Here is an 18,644-nt window from a genome sequence, read left to right on the forward strand (position 1 = left end):
TCAGTTCGGCCGCACGCTGACCTCGCCGCTGACGACACGCTGCAGGCGGCCGTCGCAGCGCAGGCGCAGTGCGCCGTCGCTGTCCACGCCGTCGGCCAGGCCGGCGGGCAGCGCGGGGTCGGTGGTGCGGACCGGGCGGCCGGCCAGCACGTCGCGGGTGGCAAAGGCCGCGGCAAAGCCGCTGAAGCCCTCGGTGTCGAAGCGGCGCAGTGCGGCGGCCAGCGCCGGGGCCACGCGGGCCAGCAGCGCCGGGGCGTCCAGCCCGGGTTCGAAGTCGGTCAGGCCGGCCGCGGGCAGCGACGAGTCCGCCGGCGCGCGCAGGTTCAGCCCTACGCCCACCACCGCCACCCGCGGGCCCTGCGGCAGCGGCAGGCCCTCGACCAGGATGCCGCCGAGCTTGCGGCCGTCGGCCAGCCACAGGTCGTTGGGCCACTTCAGGCGCAGCCAGGCGTTGGCGGGGTCGACGGCCTCGGCCAGCGCCACGCCCACCGCCAGCGACAGGCCCGACCAGTTGGCGCGCGCCAGCGGCACCGCCAGCGAGAAGGTCAGCGCATCGCCCACGCCCGACTGCCACTGCCGGCCCAGGCGGCCGCGGCCGGCGGTCTGGCGCTCGGCCACCAGCAGGCAGGGCGCGAAGGCGGCGCCGGCCTCGCGGGCGCGCTGCAGCAGCTCGGTGCTGGTCGAGCCGATCTCGGGCAGGGCCTCGGCCACCAGGCCCGGCCAGTGGGTGGCCAGGGCCGTGCGCAGCTCACCAATGCGCCAGTCCTGCATCGCGTCAGGCGCTCAGCGCCGCCGGCGCTTGGGCACCAGCATCGTGCCGGTGCATTGGGGCGAGCCGCAGCGGCATTCGAAGCGCTTTTTCAGCGCCGGCGTGTAGCGCTCGTCCAGCGTCAGGCCGTAGATGTAGTTCAGCTCCTCGCCGGCGCGGATGGCGCGCAGGGTCTTGATGAAGACCCGGCCGTCGGTTTCCTCGGCCTCGCAGTTGGGGTCGCAGGCGTGGTTGATCCAGCGCGACGCGTTGCCGCCATAGAGCGCGTCGATGGTGTCGCCGCTCTCGAGCTGGAAGTAGAAGGTGTGGTCGGGCTGGTCGGGGTCGTGGGGGTGGCGGCGCAGCGCCTCGTCCCAGCTGATCAGCTCGCCGGTGTACTCGATGACGGTCTCGCCGGGCTCGAAGTCGCGGGTGGCGAACACCCCCTTGCCATGCACGCCGCTGCGGCGCACCTGGATCCCGGAGCCCAGGCGGCGGCGGGGTGATGAGGGCGTTTCTTGCGGCGAGTTCTTCATTGGGTACATTGAAATCATGGGCGCGCGCGTGCGTACGCGTGAGCGCGCGAGAGAACGCATTGTATGGAGGCGGCCGCAGCACCCTGCGGCGGCCCTAGAACCGAGACCGATGAGCAAATCACTGATCATTGCCGAGAAGCCCAGCGTGGCCCAGGACATCGTGCGCGCGCTGACCCCGTCGGCGGGCAAGTTCGAGAAGCACGCCGACCACTTCGAGAACGACCGCTACGTGGTCACCTCCGCGGTGGGCCACCTGGTGGAAATCAAGGCCCCCGAGGCCTATGACGTCAAGCGCGGCAAGTGGAGCTTCGCCCACCTGCCGGTGGTGCCGCCGCACTTCGACCTGGCGCCGATCGACAAGGGCAAGGCGCGGCTGAACGCCGTGGTCAAGCTGGTCAAGCGCAAGGACGTGACCGAGCTGATCAACGCCTGTGACGCGGGGCGCGAGGGGGAGCTGATCTTCCGCCTGATCGTGCAGTACGCCGACACCGGCAAGACGCCGCTGAACAAGCCGGTGCGCCGCCTGTGGCTGCAGAGCATGACGCCGCAGGCGATCCGCGACGGCTTTGCGCAGCTGCGCAGCGACGAGCAGATGCTAGGCCTGGCCGATGCCGCACGCAGCCGCAGCGAAGCCGACTGGCTGGTGGGCATCAACGGCACGCGGGCGATGACCGCGTTCAACTCGCGCGATGGCGGCTTCTTCCTGACCACCGTGGGCCGGGTGCAGACGCCCACGCTGTCGATCGTGGTGGAGCGCGAGGAGAAGATCCGCAAGCACGTGCCGCGCGACTACTGGGAAATCAAGGCCACCTTCGGTGCGGCCGCGGGCCAGTACGACGGCAAGTGGTTCGACCCCGCGTTCAAGAAGAACGATGACCCCGACCGCCGCCAGGACCGCCTGTGGACGCTGGCCGAGGCGCAGGCCATCGTGGCGGATGTGACCGGCCAGAGCGGCACGGTCACCGAGGAGAGCAAGCCCAGCAGCCAGTCCAGCCCGCTGCTGTATGACCTGACCACGCTGCAGCGCGAGGCCAACAGCCGCTTCGGCTTCTCGGCCAAGACCACGCTCTCCATCGCCCAGGCGCTGTATGAGAAGCACAAGGTGCTGACCTACCCGCGGACGGACTCGCGCGCGCTGCCCGAGGACTACCTGGGCGTGGTCAAGCAGACCTTCGAGATGCTGGCCGACGAGGAACTGCCCGGCCCGCTGCGCAGCCTCAGCCAGCACGCCCGCAAGGGCCTGAACGAGGGCTACGTCAAGCCCACCAAGCGGGTGTTCGATAACGCCAAGGTGTCGGACCACTTCGCCATCATCCCCACGCTGCAGGCGCCCAAGAGCCTGACCGAGATCGAGGCCAAGCTCTACGACCTGGTGGTCAAGCGCTTCCTGGCGGTGTTCTACCCGCCGGCCGAGTACCAGGTGACCACCCGCACCACCGCGGTCAGGCAGCACCGCTTCATCACCAACGGCAAGGTGCTGACCAACCCGGGCTGGCTGGCGGTCTACGGCAAGGAGGCCCAGGACGAGGACGCCACGCTGGTGCCAGTCAAGCCGGGCGAGACCGTGGCCACCGACGAGGTGGCGCTGAACGCGCTGCGCACCAAGCCGCCGGCGCGCTACACCGAGGCCACGCTGCTGAGCGCGATGGAAGGCGCCGGCAAGCTGATCGACGACGAGGAGCTCAAGGCCGCGATGCAGGAGAAGGGCCTGGGCACGCCAGCCACCCGCGCCGCCATCATCGAAGGCCTGATCACCGAGAAGTACATGCTGCGCGAGGGCCGCGACCTGATGCCCACCGCCAAGGCCTTCCAGCTGATGACGCTGCTGCGCGGCCTGGGCGTGGAAGACCTGACCAAGCCCGAGTTGACCGGCAACTGGGAGCACCAGCTGGCCGAGATGGAGCATGGCCGCCTGTCGCGCGAGCGCTTCATGGGCGAGATCGCCAAGATGGCCGAGCGCATCGTCAAGAAGGCCAAGGAGTACGACCGCGACACCATCCCCGGCGACTACGCCACGCTGCAGGCGCCCTGTCCGCACTGCGGCGGCGTGGTCAAGGAGAACTACCGGCGCTTCACCTGCACCGGCGCCGATGGCGCCAGCGAGGGCTGCGGCTTCTCGATGACCAAGATCCCGGCCGGCCGCAGCTTCGAGCTGCCCGAGGTCGAGCGCTTCCTGACCGACAAGCGCATCGGCCCGCTGGAGGGCTTCCGCTCCAAGGCGGGTTGGCCCTTCACGGCCGAGCTGCAGCTGGTCTTCGACGACGAGATCGGCAACTGGAAGCTGGAGTTCGACTTCGGCGACGACGACAAGGCCAAGGACGACGGCGAGCCGGTGGACTTCAGCGGCCAGCCCAGCCTGGGCGCCTGCCCCAAGTGCGCCGGCCATGTCTACGAGCACGGCAGCAACTACGTCTGCGAGCACGCCGTGGGCGCGCACGTCACCTGCGACTTCAAGACCGGCCAGATCATCCTGACCCAGCCGATCGACCACGCCCAGGTGCACAAGCTGCTGACCACCGGCAAGACCGACCTGCTGGAGAACTTCGTCTCGAACAAGACGCGGCGCAAGTTCAAGGCCTTCCTCACCTATGACAAGAAGGAAGGCAAGGTGATCTTCGAGTTCGAGCCGCGCGCCGCCAAGGTGCCGGCCAAGAAGGCCGCCGCCAAGAAGGCCACCGCCAGCGAGTGAGCGCGGTTCTCTTTGCCAAGCTGGCGGCGATCGGCCTGATCGCCGGCTTCGGCTGGGTGGTCGGCCGCATGCGCTGGCTGGGCGACGAGCGTGCCGAGCCGGCGCGGGTGCTGGCCAACGCGGCCTTCTTCCTGTTCGCGCCGGCGCTGCTGTTTCGCACCACCGCGCGGCTGGACCTGGCGCAGCTGCCCTGGGCGATGCTGGCCGCCTACTTCGTGCCGGTGGTGGCGATGATGCTGGGCGTCTACGCCTGGCAGCGGCTGTGGCAGGCGCGCCGCGGCCTGCCGGTGGCGGCGCCCTCGGTGCGGGCGATCAGCGCCACCTTCGGCAACACGCTGCAGATCGGCGTGCCGGTGGTCTCGGGCGTCTTCGGCGAGACCGGCCTGGGCCTGCTGCTGACGGTGATCAGCGTGCACGCGCTGGTGCTGCTGCTGGTGTGCACCACGCTGGTCGAGCTGGACCTGGCGCGCGCCCATGCGGCGCCCGACAGCGGCCTGGGTCCGGTGCTGGCCAGCACGCTGCGCAATGCGCTGATCCACCCGGTGGTGCTGCCGGTGGTGGCCGGGCTGCTGTGGAACGCCACCGGCTGGCCGCTGCCCGGGCCACTGGACGAGGTGCTGATCCTGCTGGGCTCGGCGATGGTGCCGCTGTGCCTGACGCTGATCGGCATGTCGCTGGCCTACCTGGGCCTGCCGCGCTCACTGGGCGGCGCGCTGTCGGTGACCCTGCTCAAGCTGCTGCTGCAGCCGCTGCTGGTGTGGGCGGTGGCGGCCGGGGTGTTCGGCCTGAGCGGGCTGCCGCTGCAGGTGCTGGTGGTGGCGGCGGCGCTGCCCACCGGCTCCAACGCGATGATGTTCTCGCAGCGCTACCGGGCGCTGGAGGCCGAGACCACCGCCGTCGACGTGATCTCCACGCTGGGTTTTGCGCTCACCGTGCCGGTCTGGCTGTGGGCGCTGTCGCGCCTGGGGTGACTCGCGCCCGCCACACCGCTGGCCGGGTGGCGTGACCGGCGTCACTTCGCGGCGGCCTCGTGCGCCGCCGCTGGGCCATCGCTGGATTTCCGGGGTGCGCAGCGGCGGTTTCTGGGTTTAACCTACGGGTTGCGACAACCGTTGCATCGTGTCACGGTCGATACGCGGTGCGTCCCCGGACGCAGCCCCCGAAGAAGAGCCCAGGAGTGAGTCGTTGGAAGCCACCCCCCAGGAAGTCGGCGAGCCGCGCTTTGACGTGCGAGCGCGTCGTGCGCCCGACTGCCCCCTTGAGGGACTGCAGCAGCGCCTGATCGACCTGGCCCGGCTGCCGCCGGCCAAGGTGCAGTCGCTGGCCGAGGCGCTGCAGTCCGCCTCCAGTGTGGTGCTGGGCCGCAACATCTCGCGCGAGCGTGCCGAGCGGGCCAACCTGCTGGAGCGCGCCGGTCTGCTGGTCGAGATCACCCCGGTGCTGCAACTGGCGCCCAAGCCGGAGTCCGACGTCGACGGCCGCGTCGAGTGCCCCGCCTGCGGCGAGATCATGGTGCCCGGGCCGCACCGCCAGTGCGCGCACTGCGGCGTCTACATCGACAAGGTCTCGCCCGAACTGCTGATGCGCCGCAAGCTGCGCAAGCAGGAGCAGGCCCGCGTGGCGCTGCGCGTGGCTGCCGAGCAGCAGCAGTCGCGCCGGCGGGCCGAGGCCGCGATGGAAGAGCGCCTGCGCCTGGAAATCCGCCAGCAGATGGAGAGCCGCCATGGGCTGAAGAGCCCTGGCCGGGCCCTGCCAGCCTGGCAGCGTCCGGCGAAGCTGGCGGGCGGCGTGATGCTGGTGGGCGCGGCCTTTGTCGCCGGCTGGTTCATGCCCCGCGGCGGCACGCTGGAGTCGGTGCCGGTGGCCACCGCCAGTGCCGGCATCGCCGGCGTTCCCCCCGGCGAGCAGATCGAGCGCCTGCTGGCCCATGTGGACCGGGGCGAGCAGGCGCCCGGCGCCGGACGGCGCCCGGCGCCACCGATCTGGACGGTTGAGCCAGCCGACTCATTGCGCGCGGGGCCCGATGTGCCACCGCAGTCCCCCGAGCAACTGCTGGCCACCTCCTTCGGGCGGCTCGATGGCCTGCCGCCGCTGGGCGCGGGCGTGACCTGGCCGGTCGATCTGCTGCCGGGCCTGCGCGCCGACCTGGCTGTGGCGCTGGCCGAATCCGGCCAGATGGGCCGCGCCGAGGAACTGCTGCAGTCGCTGGAGCCATGGCGCACCAGCGTCGAACCCCGCCTGACCGAGCAACTGCGGCGCGCCCGCCTGCTGGTGCATGCCTGGGGCCTGCTCGACCACGGCCTGACCACCGTGCAGCCGCTGCTGACGCGCGTGAGCGACGGCCTGCGCAGCATGGTTGACCCGATCGAGCGCGCCAGCCTGCTGGCCCAGGTGGTGCCGGTGATGGCGCGCGCACCGGCGGTGTCCGATGACGTCATCGCCGGGCTCATCCGCCAGACCGGCGCTGCCGTCAAGGCGGTGGCCGAGCAGGGGCCGCGCCACCGCCTGACCGAAGCCTGGATCGTCGCCGAGGCCCAGGTGCTGCTGGCCCGCGCCGAGCACGAGGCGGTCAGAGGTCACTTCAGCCGGCTGCGCACCCGCGTGGCGGCGCTGGCGGCGCTGCAGCCGCAGACGCTCGAGCCGGCCACCCAGGCGCGCCTGCTGGCCATGCAGGTGCGCGTCAGCCAGCTGGCCGGTGAAGCCCCTGAGCGGTTGGTGACGGCCTGGCGGCAGGCCTTCGAGCGCGTGCCCTCGATCGCCGAGCAGGCCGATCTGCTGCGTGAGGCGGTGGAGCTGCCCGGTGGCGCACTGGTCGACGATGCCCGCCGGCTGGCCACGCGCCTGGCCACGCGTGGCGAGGCTGCCAGCCAGGGCGCTGCCCGGGCCGAGGGCCTGGGGCGGCTGTCGCTGCTGTGGGCCGAACTGGGCGACGCCGACCAGGCCGCACTGTGGCGCCAGCGCGCACTGCAGACGCCGGGCCTGCAGCCCGAGACCGCGCTGCGCCTGCGCGCCCAGCTCACCACCGAGGCCGAAATCTGCCTGGCCCAGGCCACGCTGCGCCTGGGCGATCTGGCCCGCGCCGAGAGCCACTGGCGCCGGGTGGCCACCTACGTGCTCTGAGCGGCGCCAGCGCCGCGCGGGCCCATCCCGGATAATCCGGGGATGAACCCGCTCGACATTCCCGCCTACATGGCCCATGTCGGTGTGGCGGCCCGCGCCGCCGCCACCGCCATGGCGCGTGCCGGCACCCGCGAGAAGAACCTGGCCCTGACCGAGCTGGCGGCGCGCCTGCGCAGCCATGGCCCGCAGCTGGCCCAGGCCAATGCCCAGGACATTGCCGCCGCCGAGGCCGCCGGCCTGGCCGCCCCGATGGTTGACCGCCTGCGCCTGACGCCCAAGGTCATCGAGACGGTGGCCGAGGGCTGCGAGCAGCTCGCCGCGATGCCCGATCCGATCGGCGAGATCACCGGCGTGAAGCGCCGCCCCACCGGCATCAGCGTGGGCCAGATGCGGGTGCCGCTGGGCGTGTTCGGCATGATCTACGAGAGCCGCCCGAACGTCACGATCGAGGCCGCCAGCCTGGCCATCAAGAGTGGCAATGCCTGCGTGCTGCGCGGCGGCTCCGAGGCCATCCATTCCAACCTGGCGCTGTGGAAGCTGGTGCAGCAGGCCCTGGTGGCCGCCGGCCTGCCGGCCGAGGCGGTGCAACTGGTGGAGACCACCGACCGCGCCGCCGTGGGCCGGCTGATTGCCATGCCCGAGTACGTGGACGTGATCATCCCGCGCGGCGGCAAGGGCCTGATCGAGCGCATCAGCGCCGAGGCCAAGGTGCCGGTGATCAAGCACCTGGACGGCAATTGCCACACCTACGTCGACGCCCAGGTCGACCTGGCGCAGGCGCTGGTGGTGACCGACAACGCCAAGACGCAGAAGTACAGCCCCTGCAATGCGACCGAGTCGCTGCTGGTGCACGAGGCCGTGGCGGCCGCCTTCCTGCCGCGCATCGGCGCCCTCTTCGCCGCCAAGGGCGTGGAGATGCGCTGTGACGCGCCCAGCCGCGCGATCCTGGCCGCGGTGCCCGGTGCGCAGCTGGTGGATGCGCAGGAGAGCGACTGGTCCGAGGAGTACCTGGCACCGATCATCAGCATCAAGCAGGTGGGCAGCCTGGATGAGGCGATCGCCCACATCAACCGCTACGGCAGCCACCACACCGACGCCATCCTCACCACGAACCACCCGAACGCGATGCGCTTCCTGCGCGAGGTGGATTCGGCCAGCGTGATGGTCAACGCCAGCACCCGCTTTGCCGATGGCTTCGAATACGGCCTGGGCGCCGAGATCGGCATCAGCACCGACAAGTTCCACGCCCGCGGCCCGGTGGGGCTGGAGGGCCTGACCTCGATGAAGTGGGTGGTGCTGGGGCAGGGCGAGATCCGCCGTTGAGCATGGCTGTCGACCCGCGCACGGCCGTGGTGCTGTTCTCCGGTGGGCAGGATTCCACCGTCTGCCTGGCCTGGGCGCTGGCGCGCTATGCGCACGTCGAGACGCTGGGCTTCGACTACGGCCAGCGCCACCGCATCGAGCTGGACTGCCGCCTGACCGTGCGCGCTGAGCTGGCCCGCCAGTTCCCGCACTGGGGCGCGCGCCTGGGCGAGGACCACCTGCTGGACCTGTCGCTGCTGGGCCAGATCAGCGACACCGCGCTGACGGCCGATCGCGCGATCGAGCTGCAGGCGAATGGCCTGCCCAACACCTTCGTTCCGGGCCGCAACCTGCTCTTCCTGGGCTTTGCCGCCACGCTGGCGTACCGCCGCAGCGCCAGCGTGCTGGTGGGTGGCATGTGCGAGACCGACTATTCCGGCTACCCCGACTGCCGTGACAACACGCTCAAGGCGCTGCAGGTGGCGCTGTCGCTGGGTCTGGACACCCCGATGACGCTGGAGACGCCGCTGATGTTCCTGACCAAGGCCGACACCTGGGCCTTGTCGCAGCAGCTGGGCGGTGACGCGTTGAACGCGTTGATCGCCGAGCACACCCACACCTGCTACCTGGGCGAGCGTGGCCAGCGCCACCCCTGGGGCCATGGCTGCGGCCACTGCCCGGCCTGCGCCTTGCGCGCCCGCGGTCATGCCGAGTGGCTGGCCCGAGGGGCGGCCTGATGGACCTGCTGAACTGGGAGTCGCTGCGCCCCTGGCTGCTGCGCGTGGCCGTGCTGGCGGTGCTGCTGTTCTGGGTGGTGGGCGCCTACAACCGCCTGATGCGCCTGCGCCAGGCCCTGGCCCAGGCCTGGGGCCTGATCGACGAACAGCTCACCCGCCGCGCCGCTGCGCTGGAGCCCCTGCTGGCCCAGCTGCAAGAGCCCATGGCCAGCGAAGCCACCACGCTGGCGGCGCTGTCCGCCGCGCTGGAGAAACAGCAGGCGGCCGCCCGCGCGGCCCGCGCCCGTCCCGCCTCGGCCGTGGCCCTGCAGGCCTGGGTGGTGGCCGAGGGCGAATTGGCCTCGCCGCTGGCCCGCCTGTCCGCGCTGGTGGAGCAGCACGCCGACCTGGCCCAGTCCGAATCCATCCGACCGTTGCGCAGCGCCCTTGCCGAAGTGGCCCCCAACCTGGCCTACGCCCGCCAGACCTACACCGCCGCCGCCGACGCCTACAACACCGCGATCGAGGAATTCCCGACGCGGCTGCTGATGCCGGTGTTCCGGTTCAGGGCGGCGGCGCGCGTGTAGTGTGCGTCTGAAAACTGCCCTGAGCGGACGCTCAGAGCGAGATTCCTGGGCCGCGGTAGTCAGCCAACGGTGGATGCAGCCAAGGAATGAGCGGCCTGGGGATGGCGGCGCTGTCGGGGGCGCCGAGGAGCGTAGACGCCCCGGGGGCGCGCCGCAGGCGCGCTTCGTGAACTGACTTGGTCGACACTGTCTGACCGGAGCGAGCCGCAGGCGAGCGCAGGGAGTTTGGCGACCACCCCGGGGTGGTGAGCACCGCAGGGCAGTCGGCGCAGCCGACCGCCACCGTCTGCGACGACAGACCCAGGCCGCTCAGGCCTTGGCTGTGCGCCAACCTCTGCAGCAAGACCGCTTGCACAGCTTTGAGCGAGCCAAGGGCTGGGCAGGCAGGCAGAGCCGGCCAGCGAGGGCGGTCGGCTGCGCCGACTCCCCTGCGCTGCTCGAACTGCAGGGCGGCCCCCAAACTCGCTTCACTCGCCTGCGGCTCGTTGCGCTCAGACAGTGTGGGCCAAGTCAGAAGGATTTGCCCTCCAGTCCTGCGCTGCTCGGCGCCCTCCAATGGCCGGCTCTGCCTGCCTGCCCAGCCCTTGGCGGCAGGGTTGGCGTAGCGCGATGGCCCGAAGCGGTCTATCCCTGCCCCATGATGGCCGCTCCGGCGACCAGTTCGTCGAAAAGCGCCACGGTGGCAGCGCCAGACACGGCGAAGGGATCCAGCCGCGCGCATTCGTTGTACTTGATCAGCACGGCGGGGTTCAGGCGGCTCATGTTGACCTGGCCCATCGCCCAGCCGGCGAAGCGGCGCTCGTTGATCTCTTCGTAGGCCAGCAGCGTGACCTCTTCGTGGCGCGCATCGCCGCAGATGCGGCGGTACAGCGCATTGACCTGCGAGCGGCCGCCTTCAAGCACCTGGATGAACAGGCCGCCGGAGCAGCACAGCACGCCGGTGATCCCGTTCTCCGGGTTGCGGCGGGCGGAGGTGCGCAGGATCGCCGCCAGCTCCTCCTGGTCCACCGCGGTGGCGGCGCGGCTGGCGTACATCAGGCGGACGAGCATGGTCAGTCTTTCTTGCTGAGCAGCGACAGGAACTCGCGGCGCAGATCGGGGTTCTTCAGGAAGGCGCCGCGCATCACGCTGTTGGTCATCGCGGAGTCGTTGTCCTTCACGCCGCGCCACTGCATGCAGAAGTGGTCAGCTTCCATGACGATGGCCAGGCCGTCGGGCTTCACGCGTTCCTGCAGCGCGTCGGCCAGCATGATCACGGCTTCTTCCTGGATCTGCGGACGGGTCATGATCCAGTCGGCGATGCGCGCGTACTTGGACAGGCCGATCAGGTTGGAGTGCTCGTTGGGCAGCACGCCGATCCAGATCTTGCCCAGGATCGGGCACATGTGGTGCGAACAGGCGCTGCGCACAGTGATCGGGCCGACGATCATCAACTCGTTCAGGCGCGAGATGTTCGGGAACTCGGTGACCTCGGGCATCGGCTGGTAGCGGCCGCGGAACACCTCTTCGATGAACATCTTGGCCACGCGCTTGGCCGTCTCCTGGGTGTTGTGGTCGCTCTCGGTGTCGATCACCAGGGCCTTGAGCACATCGGCCATCTTGGCCTGCACCTCGGCGCGCAGTTCCTTCAGTTCGCCCTCGCGGATGAACTCGGCGATGTTGTCGTTGGCGTGGTAGCGCCGATCGGCGCCCACCAGGCGGTAGCGGATGCGCTCGGAGGCGGGCAGCCGGGACAGGTCGTCCTCGCCCAGGATCAGTCGGGGAGGGCGGTTGCGGAGGTCGGGGTCGGTCTGGGCCATCGGGCAGTCTCCTGTCTGGAGGCCCATTGTGGGGCTTCGCGCGCAACCCTGCTGGCAGCGGGCCTGGGTAGACTGCACGGGTGAACGCGCCCCACCCGTCGCCCCCGCTGTCGCGGCTGCTTGAACTGACCGCCGATGCCGTGGCCGCCGTGCTGGCCGGCCGCTCGCTGACCGACGCCCTGGCCGCCTGCGCGGCGCCGGCCCGCCCGGGCGTGCAGGCCTTGTCGTTCACCGTGATGCGCCGGCTGGGCGCGGCCCAGGCCGTGCGTGCCCGTCTGGCCCCGAAGGCGCCGCCGCCGGTGGTGGATGCGCTGCTGTGCAGCGCCATCGCGCTGCTGTGGCCCGACGATGCGCCGCCCTACCCGGACCACACCCTGGTCGACCAGGCGGTGACCGCGGCGCGCCGCAAGGTGCCGGCGGCCAGCGGTTTCCTGAACGCGGTGCTGCGTCGCTTCATCCGCGAGCGTGCGGCGCTGGTGCAGGAGGTCAGCCACGAACCGGTGGCGGCCTGGAACCACCCGCTGTGGTGGATCGAGCGCCTGCGTCACGACTGGCCCGGCCACTGGACCGCGCTGCTGCAACAGGCCCAGCAGCGCCCGCCGATGACCCTGCGGGTGAACCGCCGCCACGGCACCCGTGACACCTACCTGGCCCGGCTGCAGGCCGCCGGTCTGGCGGCCCGCGCGATGCCCGACAGCCCCGACGCGGTGCTGCTGGCCCAGCCGGTGGGCGTAGAGCAACTGCCCGGCTTCGCGCAGGGCGATGTCTCGGTGCAGGACCTGGCGGCCCAGCGTGCCGCGCCGCTGCTGCTGGGCGCCGGCCTGGCGCCGGGGGCCCGGGTGCTGGACGCCTGTGCCGCGCCGGGGGGCAAGACCGCCCACCTGCTGGAGTGTGCCGACCTGAACCTGCTGGCGCTGGACACCGATGCCGCCCGCCTGGCCCGGGTGGACGACACGCTGCGCCGCCTGGGCCTGGCGGCCCGGACCCAGGCCGCCGATGCCCGCCGCCCCGCCAGCTGGTGGGACGGCCAGCCCTTCGACGCGATCATGCTGGACGCGCCCTGCAGCGGCTCGGGCGTGGTGCGCCGCCACCCCGACATCCGCTGGCTGCGCCGGCCCGAGGACATCGCCGCGCTGGCGGCGGTGCAGGCCGAACTGCTGGAGGCCCTGTGGCCGCTGCTGGCGCCGGGCGGGCGCCTGCTGTACGCCACCTGCTCGATCTTCCGGGCCGAAGGGGATGCCCAGATTGACGCATTCTTGCAACGCCACGGGCCCGGCGGCGCCCGTCTGGAGGCCCTATCGCCGGGCCATCTGCTGCCGCTGCCCGACAATCGGGCCACCGTGACCGAGGCCTCGCCGGCCGACGGTTTCTACTACGCCCTGTTGTCGAAGCCGCGCGCGCCCTGACCGGTGGCGGCGGCGCCTGCCCCGAATTTCGCGCCCGTGCCCACCACTGCGGTCCGATCCCTGCCCACCCTCTGGCTGAGGCGCGCCGTGCGTCTGGCCGGGCGCATCGCACTGCTGCTGCTGGTGGGGCTGGCGGGGCTGCTGCTGAGCAGCCGCGGGGCCCTGGCGCAGACGGTGGAGCTGCCGGTCTTCGACATCGCCCGCCAGGATGGCGCGCTGGTGCTGGACTTCCAGGCCCGACCGGTGCTGAGCCGGGCGGTGGAAGACGCCATGCTCAAAGGCGTGCCGCTGTACTTCGTGGCCCAGGCCACGGTGCTGCGGCCGCGCTGGTACTGGCGCGACGAGCGCGTGGCCCGCGCCACCCGCACCTGGCGCCTGTCCTACCAACCGCTGACCGGCCAGTGGCGGGTCAGCCTGGGCGCGCTGGGCCAGACCGTGGGCAGCGCGGCCGAGGCCCTGGCCATCGTCTCGCGTGCCAGCGGCTGGCGCATTGCCGAGCCCGGCGAGATCGAGCCCGGCGAGCGCTACCAGGTCGAGTTCAGCTTCCGTCTGGACAACACCCAGCTGCCGCGGCCGATGCAGCTGGACCTGGCGGCGCAGGCCGACTGGCGTCTCTCGGTGGAGCGCAGCGTCCGCCTGGAGTGAACGGCCCGGCCCCATGAAGCTCACCACCCGCTGGGGCATCGCGCTGCTGCTGACGGCCAGCCTGGGTCTGGTGCTGGCCTTCGTGCTGTCGCTGCTGGCCCAGGGCCCCACGCGCTACGAGCGCCACTTCGTCTGGCTGTTCTGGATCAACGTGGCCGCCGCGGCGCTGCTGGTGGTGGTGCTGGCCGTCACCGCCACGCGGCTGGCGCTGCGCATGCGCTCGGGCAAGTTCGGCAGCCGGCTGCTGCTGAAGCTGGCGGCCATCTTTGCGCTGGTGGGGGTGGTGCCCGGCGGCGTGATCTACACCGTGAGCTACCAGTTCGTCTCGCGCAGCATCGAGGCCTGGTTCGACACCCGCGTGGACGACGCGCTGCGCGCTGGCCTGGCGCTGGGCAAGGGCACGCTGGAAGCGCTGTCCGAGGACCTGAGCACCAAGACCCGGCTGGCGGCCGAGCGCCTGTCCGAAGCGCGCCGCGTGCCCGACGGCCTGGGCCTGGAGCGCCTGCGCGAACAGCTGGGCGTGCAAGAAGCGGCGCTGATCGGCGGCGCCGGCCAGGTGCTGGTGGCGGCCGGGCCCGGCGTGGCCATCTCGCCGGAGCGGCCGGCGTCCACGCTGCTGCGCCAGGCGCGCCAGCAGCCCTCGATCAGCGTCATCGAAGGCCTGGAGGAGGACGATCCTGCCACCGCCGGCCGCGCCCGCATCCGCGCGATCGCCCAGGTGCCCAGCGCCAGCCTGGCGCTGGTGGGCGACGAGGAGCGCTTCCTGATGGTGGTGCAGCCGCTGCCCGAGGTGCTCACCCGCAATGCGCTGGCGGTGCAGGCCGCCTACCGCGAGTACCAGGCGCGCAGCCTGGCCCGCGAGGGCCTGCGCCGCATGTACATCGGCACGCTGACGCTGGCCATGGTGCTGGCGGTGTTCGGGGCGGTGCTGCTGGCGGTGCTGCTGGGCAACCAGATCGCCCGGCCGCTGCTGCTGCTGGCCGAGGGCATGCGCCAGGTGGCGGCCGGCGACCTGGGCGCCAAGCCGGTATTCGCCTCGCGCGACGAACTGGGCGGCCTGACGCGCAACTTCGCCGCCATGACCGAACAGCTGGGCAGCGCGCGCGAACAGGCGCAGCGCAGCCTGCGCCAGCTCGAGAACGCCCGCACCCGGCTGCAGACCATCCTGGACAACCTCACCGCCGGCGTCATCGTGTTCGACCGCGAGGGCCGCATCGACACCGTCAACCCCGGCGCCACGCGCATCCTGCGCGCGCCGGTGTCGGCCGGCGTGGGCCGCCCGTTGGCCGAGGTGCCCGGGCTGGCGGCGCTGGCCGCATCGGTGGACCAGCGCTTCAGCCAGCACCACCACAACCCCGAAGAGGGCGAGCGCGACCAGTGGCAGGACGCCTTCGAGCTGTCGGTGGGCGACGCCGGCGCCACGCTGACGCTGCTGGTGCGCGGCGCCATCCTGCCGCCGGGGCCGGCGCGACTGATCGTCTTCGACGACATCACCGAGGTGGTCTCGGCCCAGCGCGCGGCGGCCTGGAGCGAGGTGGCGCGCCGCCTGGCGCACGAGATCAAGAACCCGCTCACGCCCATCCAGCTCAGCGCCGAGCGCCTGCAGCACAAGCTCGAGGCCAAGCTCGACGAGCCCGACCAGGCCATGCTGGCGCGCTCGGTGGCCACCATCGTCGCCCAGGTGCAGGCGATGAAGCAGCTGGTCAACGAGTTCCGCGACTATGCGCGCCTGCCCTCGGCCAACATGCAGCCGCTGGACCTGAACGCGCTGGTGGCCGAGGTGCTGGCGCTCTACGGCGACGAGCAGGACCAGGGCCGGCTGCAGGCCCAGTGCGACCGCGCGCTGCCGGCCATCCAGGGCGACGCCACCCAGCTGCGCCAGGTGGTGCACAACCTCGTGCAGAACGCGCTGGATGCGGTGGCCGGCCGCGACGACGGCCGCGTGGTGGTCAGCACCGACCAGCCGCCGCAGGAAACCGGCCGCCCGGCCATCGTGCGGCTGCGCGTCACCGACAATGGCCCGGGCTTCGCCGACAAGGTGCTCAAGCGCGCCTTCGAGCCCTACATGACCACCAAGACCAAGGGCACCGGACTGGGTCTGGCAGTGGTCAAGAAGATCGCCGACGAACACGGTGCGCGCGTGCGAATCGTCAACCTCGGGGCATCCGGCGACGACGCCGCGCCGGCAGGTGCGCAGGTTTCGTTATCATTTTCAGGTTTGACGGACGTCGGCGCCACGGCGACGGCGCCGGATCGGCCCGCGACAAGGCCTTGACCCCGGCCGAAAGACCGCGCAGCGCAACCCACCCATGGCAACCATTCTTGTAGTCGACGACGAAATGGGCATTCGTGCCCTGTTGTCGGAAATCCTCACGGACGAAGGTCACTCGATCGAGCTGGCCGAGAACGCCGTGCAGGCCCGCTCTGCGCGCGAGCGCATGCGCCCCGACCTGGTCCTGCTCGACATCTGGATGCCCGATGTGGACGGCATCACGCTGCTCAAGGAGTGGGGCGCCACCGGCCTGCTCAACATGCCGGTGATCATGATGAGCGGCCACGGCACGATCGACACCGCGGTCGAGGCCACCAAGTACGGCGCCATCGCCTTCCTGGAAAAGCCGATCACGCTGGCCAAGCTGCTGCGCGCCGTGGAGCAGGGCCTGGCCCGCGCCCCGGCCCGCGCGCCTGGCGCCGCGCCCGCCACCCCTGCGCCGCCGGTGGGCGGCCCGATCCGCGGCGTGCTGGCCGAGCCCGCGCTGACCGTGGAAGCCGCGATGACCGGCGGCCTGGGCCTGCCGGTGATGCAGGTCGACCTGGGCCCGCAGGCCGAGCAGAGCTTCGACCTCGACCGCCCGCTGCGCGAGGCCCGCGACGCCTTCGAGAAGAGCTACTTCGAGTTCCACCTGGCGCGCGAGAACGGCAGCATGACCCGCGTGGCCGAGAAGACCGGCCTGGAGCGCACCCACCTCTACCGCAAGCTCAAGCAACTGGGCGTGGACCTCTCACGCAACAAGCGCGGTAGCGGCGCCTGAAGCCCGTGCTATACTGCTGGACTTCGCTGATCCGGCCCAGCCGGTGACGTGCAAGCCACGGCGCAAGCCAAGGCCTGGTAGCTCAGTTGGTAGAGCAGCGGATTGAAAATCCGCGTGTCGGTGGTTCGATTCCGCCCCAGGCCACCAACAAATTCAAGGGGTTAGCTCATTATGGGCTAGCCCCTTTGTCTTTGTCCGTAGCCGGAACGTAGCTGATCACCGAATCCAACCGGCTCGCGGCACCCTGCAAGGCCTCTGGTGCCAGGTGGGCGTAGCGTTCCACCATGATGCTGGTCTTCCAGCCCCCAAGCCGCTGTAGCTCATGGGTTGGCGTTCCTGCTTGGCGGTGCCACGTCGCGAACGTGTGCCGTAGGTCATGCCAGCGGAAGTCCTCGATCCCAGCGCGTTCCAGTGCTGCGGCCCATGCTTTCGTGCTGGTTCGCTGCACTGGTTCACCTTGGAACGTGAACACCCACCGTGCATGTTTGCCGACCTGCTTGGTCAGCACCTGCATGGCCAAATCGTTCAGGGGCACGGAATGAGGCTTGCGGTTCTTATGCTGGGCCGCTGGAATCCAGGCGTGCCGTCGCACCAGGTCAACGTGCTGCCACTCAAGCCCCGTGACATTCGCTTGGCGCAGCCCAGTTGCCACCGCAAACATGGCCATGTCGGCCAGATGCTGCGGCAGCTCATGAACGAGCCTCTGGAACTCGGCGGGGCTGAGTGAGCGCACACGCCCCTCTGATTCCCTAAACATGTTGACCTTGGGCACCCGATCGATCCACTCCCACTCCGTCGCCGCCTTGCGCAAGATGGCGCGGATCAGCGCCAGGTAGCGATTGGCAGTGGTGGGGGAGGCCACCTTCTCGCGGTCGAACTTGATCCGGTCGATCAACGTTCGGTCGATCTCGTTGAGGGTCTTACCTCCCAGGTAGGGGTCAAGCCAACGAAGCTTTGCCTTGTCTGCCTCGTGCGTGGCCTTGTGCTTCGTTTCCAAGAGCCAGCGGAGGACCGCCTCTTCCCAGGTTCGCCGAGGCTTCACGCCGAGCCGTTCCTGCTCCCACCTGGCGGCAGCGAGCCGGTCGTGGACCTGCTGCGCTTCGCGTTTGTCGGCAGTCCCAGTGCTTTGCTGTAAAGGCTTCGATTCGCCCCGGATGGGCGGTAGTTTGACCCACCAGTAGGTGGAGTCTTTGCGTCTGTAGAGCGACATTCAGTGTTCTCCTGAAGATCGACCACGGACACACGCGCGAGCGATTGTGTCACCAGGAGGTCGAACAGCAACTGGTCAACGAACACCCAGGACCGCCCCACCTTGCAGGCGGGCAGATGGCCATGCCGGGCCAGCTTCTCAGCGGTCTTGGGATGCACCTTCAACAGGTCAGCGGCTTCGCTCAGGGTGAGGGTACGCATGGAGCGGCCTCAGGAAGCCACGAGAACGGCCCTGCAACGTCCCTCAGCGCGTGGATGTAGGACCAGCGTCGCGTAGCTGTGACAGTGCCCGCAGGGCTGATGGACACCCCCCAGGGCGACGGCAGGCAAATCCCGCTTTGCCGGTCAACCAATCCCACACCTTTTCGGCGCACTGCTCTTCCAGCCAGGTCACAGACCTCGCGGGCCCATGCGGGCAGGTTGAACCATTGCGCCACCGAACGCCCGAAGTCCTCGAGCCCGCCGTGGCCGTGGAGCCTTGCTCCGGGCGGAAATCCGGTCCCGACTTTGCTGTCGAGCTTGCTGGCGTACTTGACGAGGTATCCGGCGGGCTGGCGAGCCCATTCGATGCGAGTTGATCCATGGGGCCACCATCCTTGTTTGTCGGGTTTGGGAAGCGTCAGGCCGCGGGGCAGCCAAATCAGCGCGTGGTAGTGCAGCGCGCCGCGCTGCTGGAGCTCGGCAACCCAGACATACCGAAAGCGGACGCCGCGACGTCCAAGCCACTGCCGAACGAGTCGAAGCAAGTCGCTGATGTGGCGAGGGTTCCATGCGCCTACCTCCCGGTAGGTCAAGGTCAGCATGGCGGGCTTGTGGCGACACCCGTCGAGCAGCTCGAAATCATGTAGCCGAGCG

The 18,644-nt window shown here is 70.5% G+C and carries 16 protein-coding genes, 1 tRNA gene and 1 pseudogene; 11 read left to right on the forward strand and 7 right to left on the reverse strand.

Annotation, left to right across the window (positions count from 1 at the left end; translation table 11 throughout):
- Both KAK03_RS01870 and KAK03_RS01875 read right to left on the reverse strand, forming a co-directional pair.
- Complete coding sequence (locus tag KAK03_RS01870; protein ID WP_210851472.1) at nt 1-771, reverse strand: biotin--[acetyl-CoA-carboxylase] ligase; 771 nt, start codon at nt 769-771, stop codon at nt 1-3.
- A gap of 12 nt (nt 772-783) precedes the next feature.
- Nucleotides 784-1,284 (reverse strand): SET domain-containing protein, encoded by a 501-nt coding sequence (locus tag KAK03_RS01875; RefSeq protein WP_210851473.1) that lies wholly within the window; start codon nt 1,282-1,284, stop codon nt 784-786.
- A 109-nt stretch (nt 1,285-1,393) separates the two neighbouring features.
- Between KAK03_RS01875 and KAK03_RS01880 the strand changes: the two genes are divergently transcribed.
- From KAK03_RS01880 to KAK03_RS01905, 6 genes are all read left to right on the forward strand, one after another.
- Nucleotides 1,394-3,973 (forward strand): DNA topoisomerase III, encoded by a 2,580-nt coding sequence (locus KAK03_RS01880; protein WP_210851474.1) that lies wholly within the window; start codon nt 1,394-1,396, stop codon nt 3,971-3,973.
- Entirely contained in the window at nt 3,970-4,944 is a 975-nt protein-coding gene (locus tag KAK03_RS01885) for an AEC family transporter (RefSeq protein ID WP_210851475.1), read from the forward strand. Before KAK03_RS01880 ends, KAK03_RS01885 begins: the two co-directional genes overlap by 4 nt.
- A 214-nt stretch (nt 4,945-5,158) precedes the next feature.
- The gene (locus KAK03_RS01890; RefSeq protein WP_210851476.1) at nt 5,159-7,093 is read left to right on the forward strand and encodes a hypothetical protein; all 1,935 of its coding nucleotides are present in this window, start codon (nt 5,159-5,161) and stop codon (nt 7,091-7,093) included.
- 42 nt (nt 7,094-7,135) lie between these two features.
- A complete protein-coding gene (locus KAK03_RS01895) occupies nt 7,136-8,416 on the forward strand; it encodes a glutamate-5-semialdehyde dehydrogenase (protein ID WP_210851477.1) in 1,281 nt (426 codons plus the stop codon).
- A 2-nt stretch (nt 8,417-8,418) separates the two neighbouring features.
- Nucleotides 8,419-9,132: a 7-cyano-7-deazaguanine synthase QueC gene (gene queC / locus KAK03_RS01900; protein ID WP_210851478.1), complete on the forward strand. Its 714-nt coding sequence runs from the start codon at nt 8,419-8,421 to the stop codon at nt 9,130-9,132.
- Nucleotides 9,132-9,698 carry a LemA family protein gene (locus KAK03_RS01905; RefSeq protein WP_210851479.1) on the forward strand — a complete coding sequence of 189 codons (567 nt, stop codon included), beginning with the start codon at nt 9,132-9,134 and terminating at the stop codon, nt 9,696-9,698. The genes queC and KAK03_RS01905 overlap by 1 nt, the downstream gene beginning before the upstream one ends.
- A 624-nt stretch (nt 9,699-10,322) precedes the next feature.
- Here KAK03_RS01905 and KAK03_RS01910 read toward each other — a convergent pair.
- A complete protein-coding gene (locus tag KAK03_RS01910) occupies nt 10,323-10,748 on the reverse strand; it encodes a BLUF domain-containing protein (RefSeq protein ID WP_210803702.1) in 426 nt (141 codons plus the stop codon).
- Between the two features lie 2 nt (nt 10,749-10,750).
- Nucleotides 10,751-11,497 carry a GTP cyclohydrolase I gene (gene folE / locus KAK03_RS01915; RefSeq protein WP_210851480.1) on the reverse strand — a complete coding sequence of 249 codons (747 nt, stop codon included), beginning with the start codon at nt 11,495-11,497 and terminating at the stop codon, nt 10,751-10,753.
- Nucleotides 11,498-11,577: 80 nt separating this feature from the next.
- Between folE and rsmB the strand changes: the two genes are divergently transcribed.
- The 5 genes from rsmB to KAK03_RS01940 all read left to right on the forward strand — a co-directional run bounded on the left by rsmB (nt 11,578) and on the right by KAK03_RS01940 (nt 16,727).
- Nucleotides 11,578-12,903 (forward strand): 16S rRNA (cytosine(967)-C(5))-methyltransferase RsmB, encoded by a 1,326-nt coding sequence (gene rsmB, locus KAK03_RS01920; RefSeq protein WP_210851481.1) that lies wholly within the window; start codon nt 11,578-11,580, stop codon nt 12,901-12,903.
- A gap of 36 nt (nt 12,904-12,939) precedes the next feature.
- Complete coding sequence (locus KAK03_RS01925; protein WP_210851482.1) at nt 12,940-13,548, forward strand: DUF4390 domain-containing protein; 609 nt, start codon at nt 12,940-12,942, stop codon at nt 13,546-13,548.
- A gap of 13 nt (nt 13,549-13,561) precedes the next feature.
- Nucleotides 13,562-15,823, forward strand: a complete 2,262-nt coding sequence (locus KAK03_RS01930; RefSeq protein ID WP_210851483.1) for a sensor histidine kinase — start codon at nt 13,562-13,564, stop codon at nt 15,821-15,823.
- Nucleotides 15,824-15,857: 34 nt separating this feature from the next.
- On the forward strand, nt 15,858-16,580 hold the full coding sequence (locus tag KAK03_RS01935; protein ID WP_210851484.1) for a response regulator: 723 nt from the start codon (nt 15,858-15,860) through the stop codon (nt 16,578-16,580).
- A gap of 71 nt (nt 16,581-16,651) precedes the next feature.
- A tRNA-Phe gene (locus tag KAK03_RS01940) sits at nt 16,652-16,727 on the forward strand.
- Between the two features lie 22 nt (nt 16,728-16,749).
- On the opposite strand, the gene KAK03_RS01945 is transcribed toward KAK03_RS01940, so the two are convergent.
- The 3 genes and pseudogenes from KAK03_RS01945 to KAK03_RS01955 form a co-directional block, all read right to left on the reverse strand.
- Nucleotides 16,750-17,790, reverse strand: coding sequence for a site-specific integrase (locus tag KAK03_RS01945; RefSeq protein WP_210851485.1), 1,041 nt, complete (start codon nt 17,788-17,790; stop codon nt 16,750-16,752).
- Nucleotides 17,791-17,921: 131 nt separating this feature from the next.
- A pseudogene (locus KAK03_RS25560) lies at nt 17,922-17,990 on the reverse strand (hypothetical protein); the annotation flags it as partial.
- Nucleotides 17,972-18,592, reverse strand: coding sequence for a rolling circle replication-associated protein (locus KAK03_RS01955; RefSeq protein WP_210851486.1), 621 nt, complete (start codon nt 18,590-18,592; stop codon nt 17,972-17,974). The pseudogene KAK03_RS25560 and the gene KAK03_RS01955, both read right to left, overlap by 19 nt.
- Between the last annotated feature and the right edge of the window lie 52 nt (nt 18,593-18,644).

Origin of the sequence: Ideonella alba, assembly GCF_018069845.1 — a bacterium.
GTDB lineage: Bacteria > Pseudomonadota > Gammaproteobacteria > Burkholderiales > Burkholderiaceae_C > Ideonella > Ideonella alba.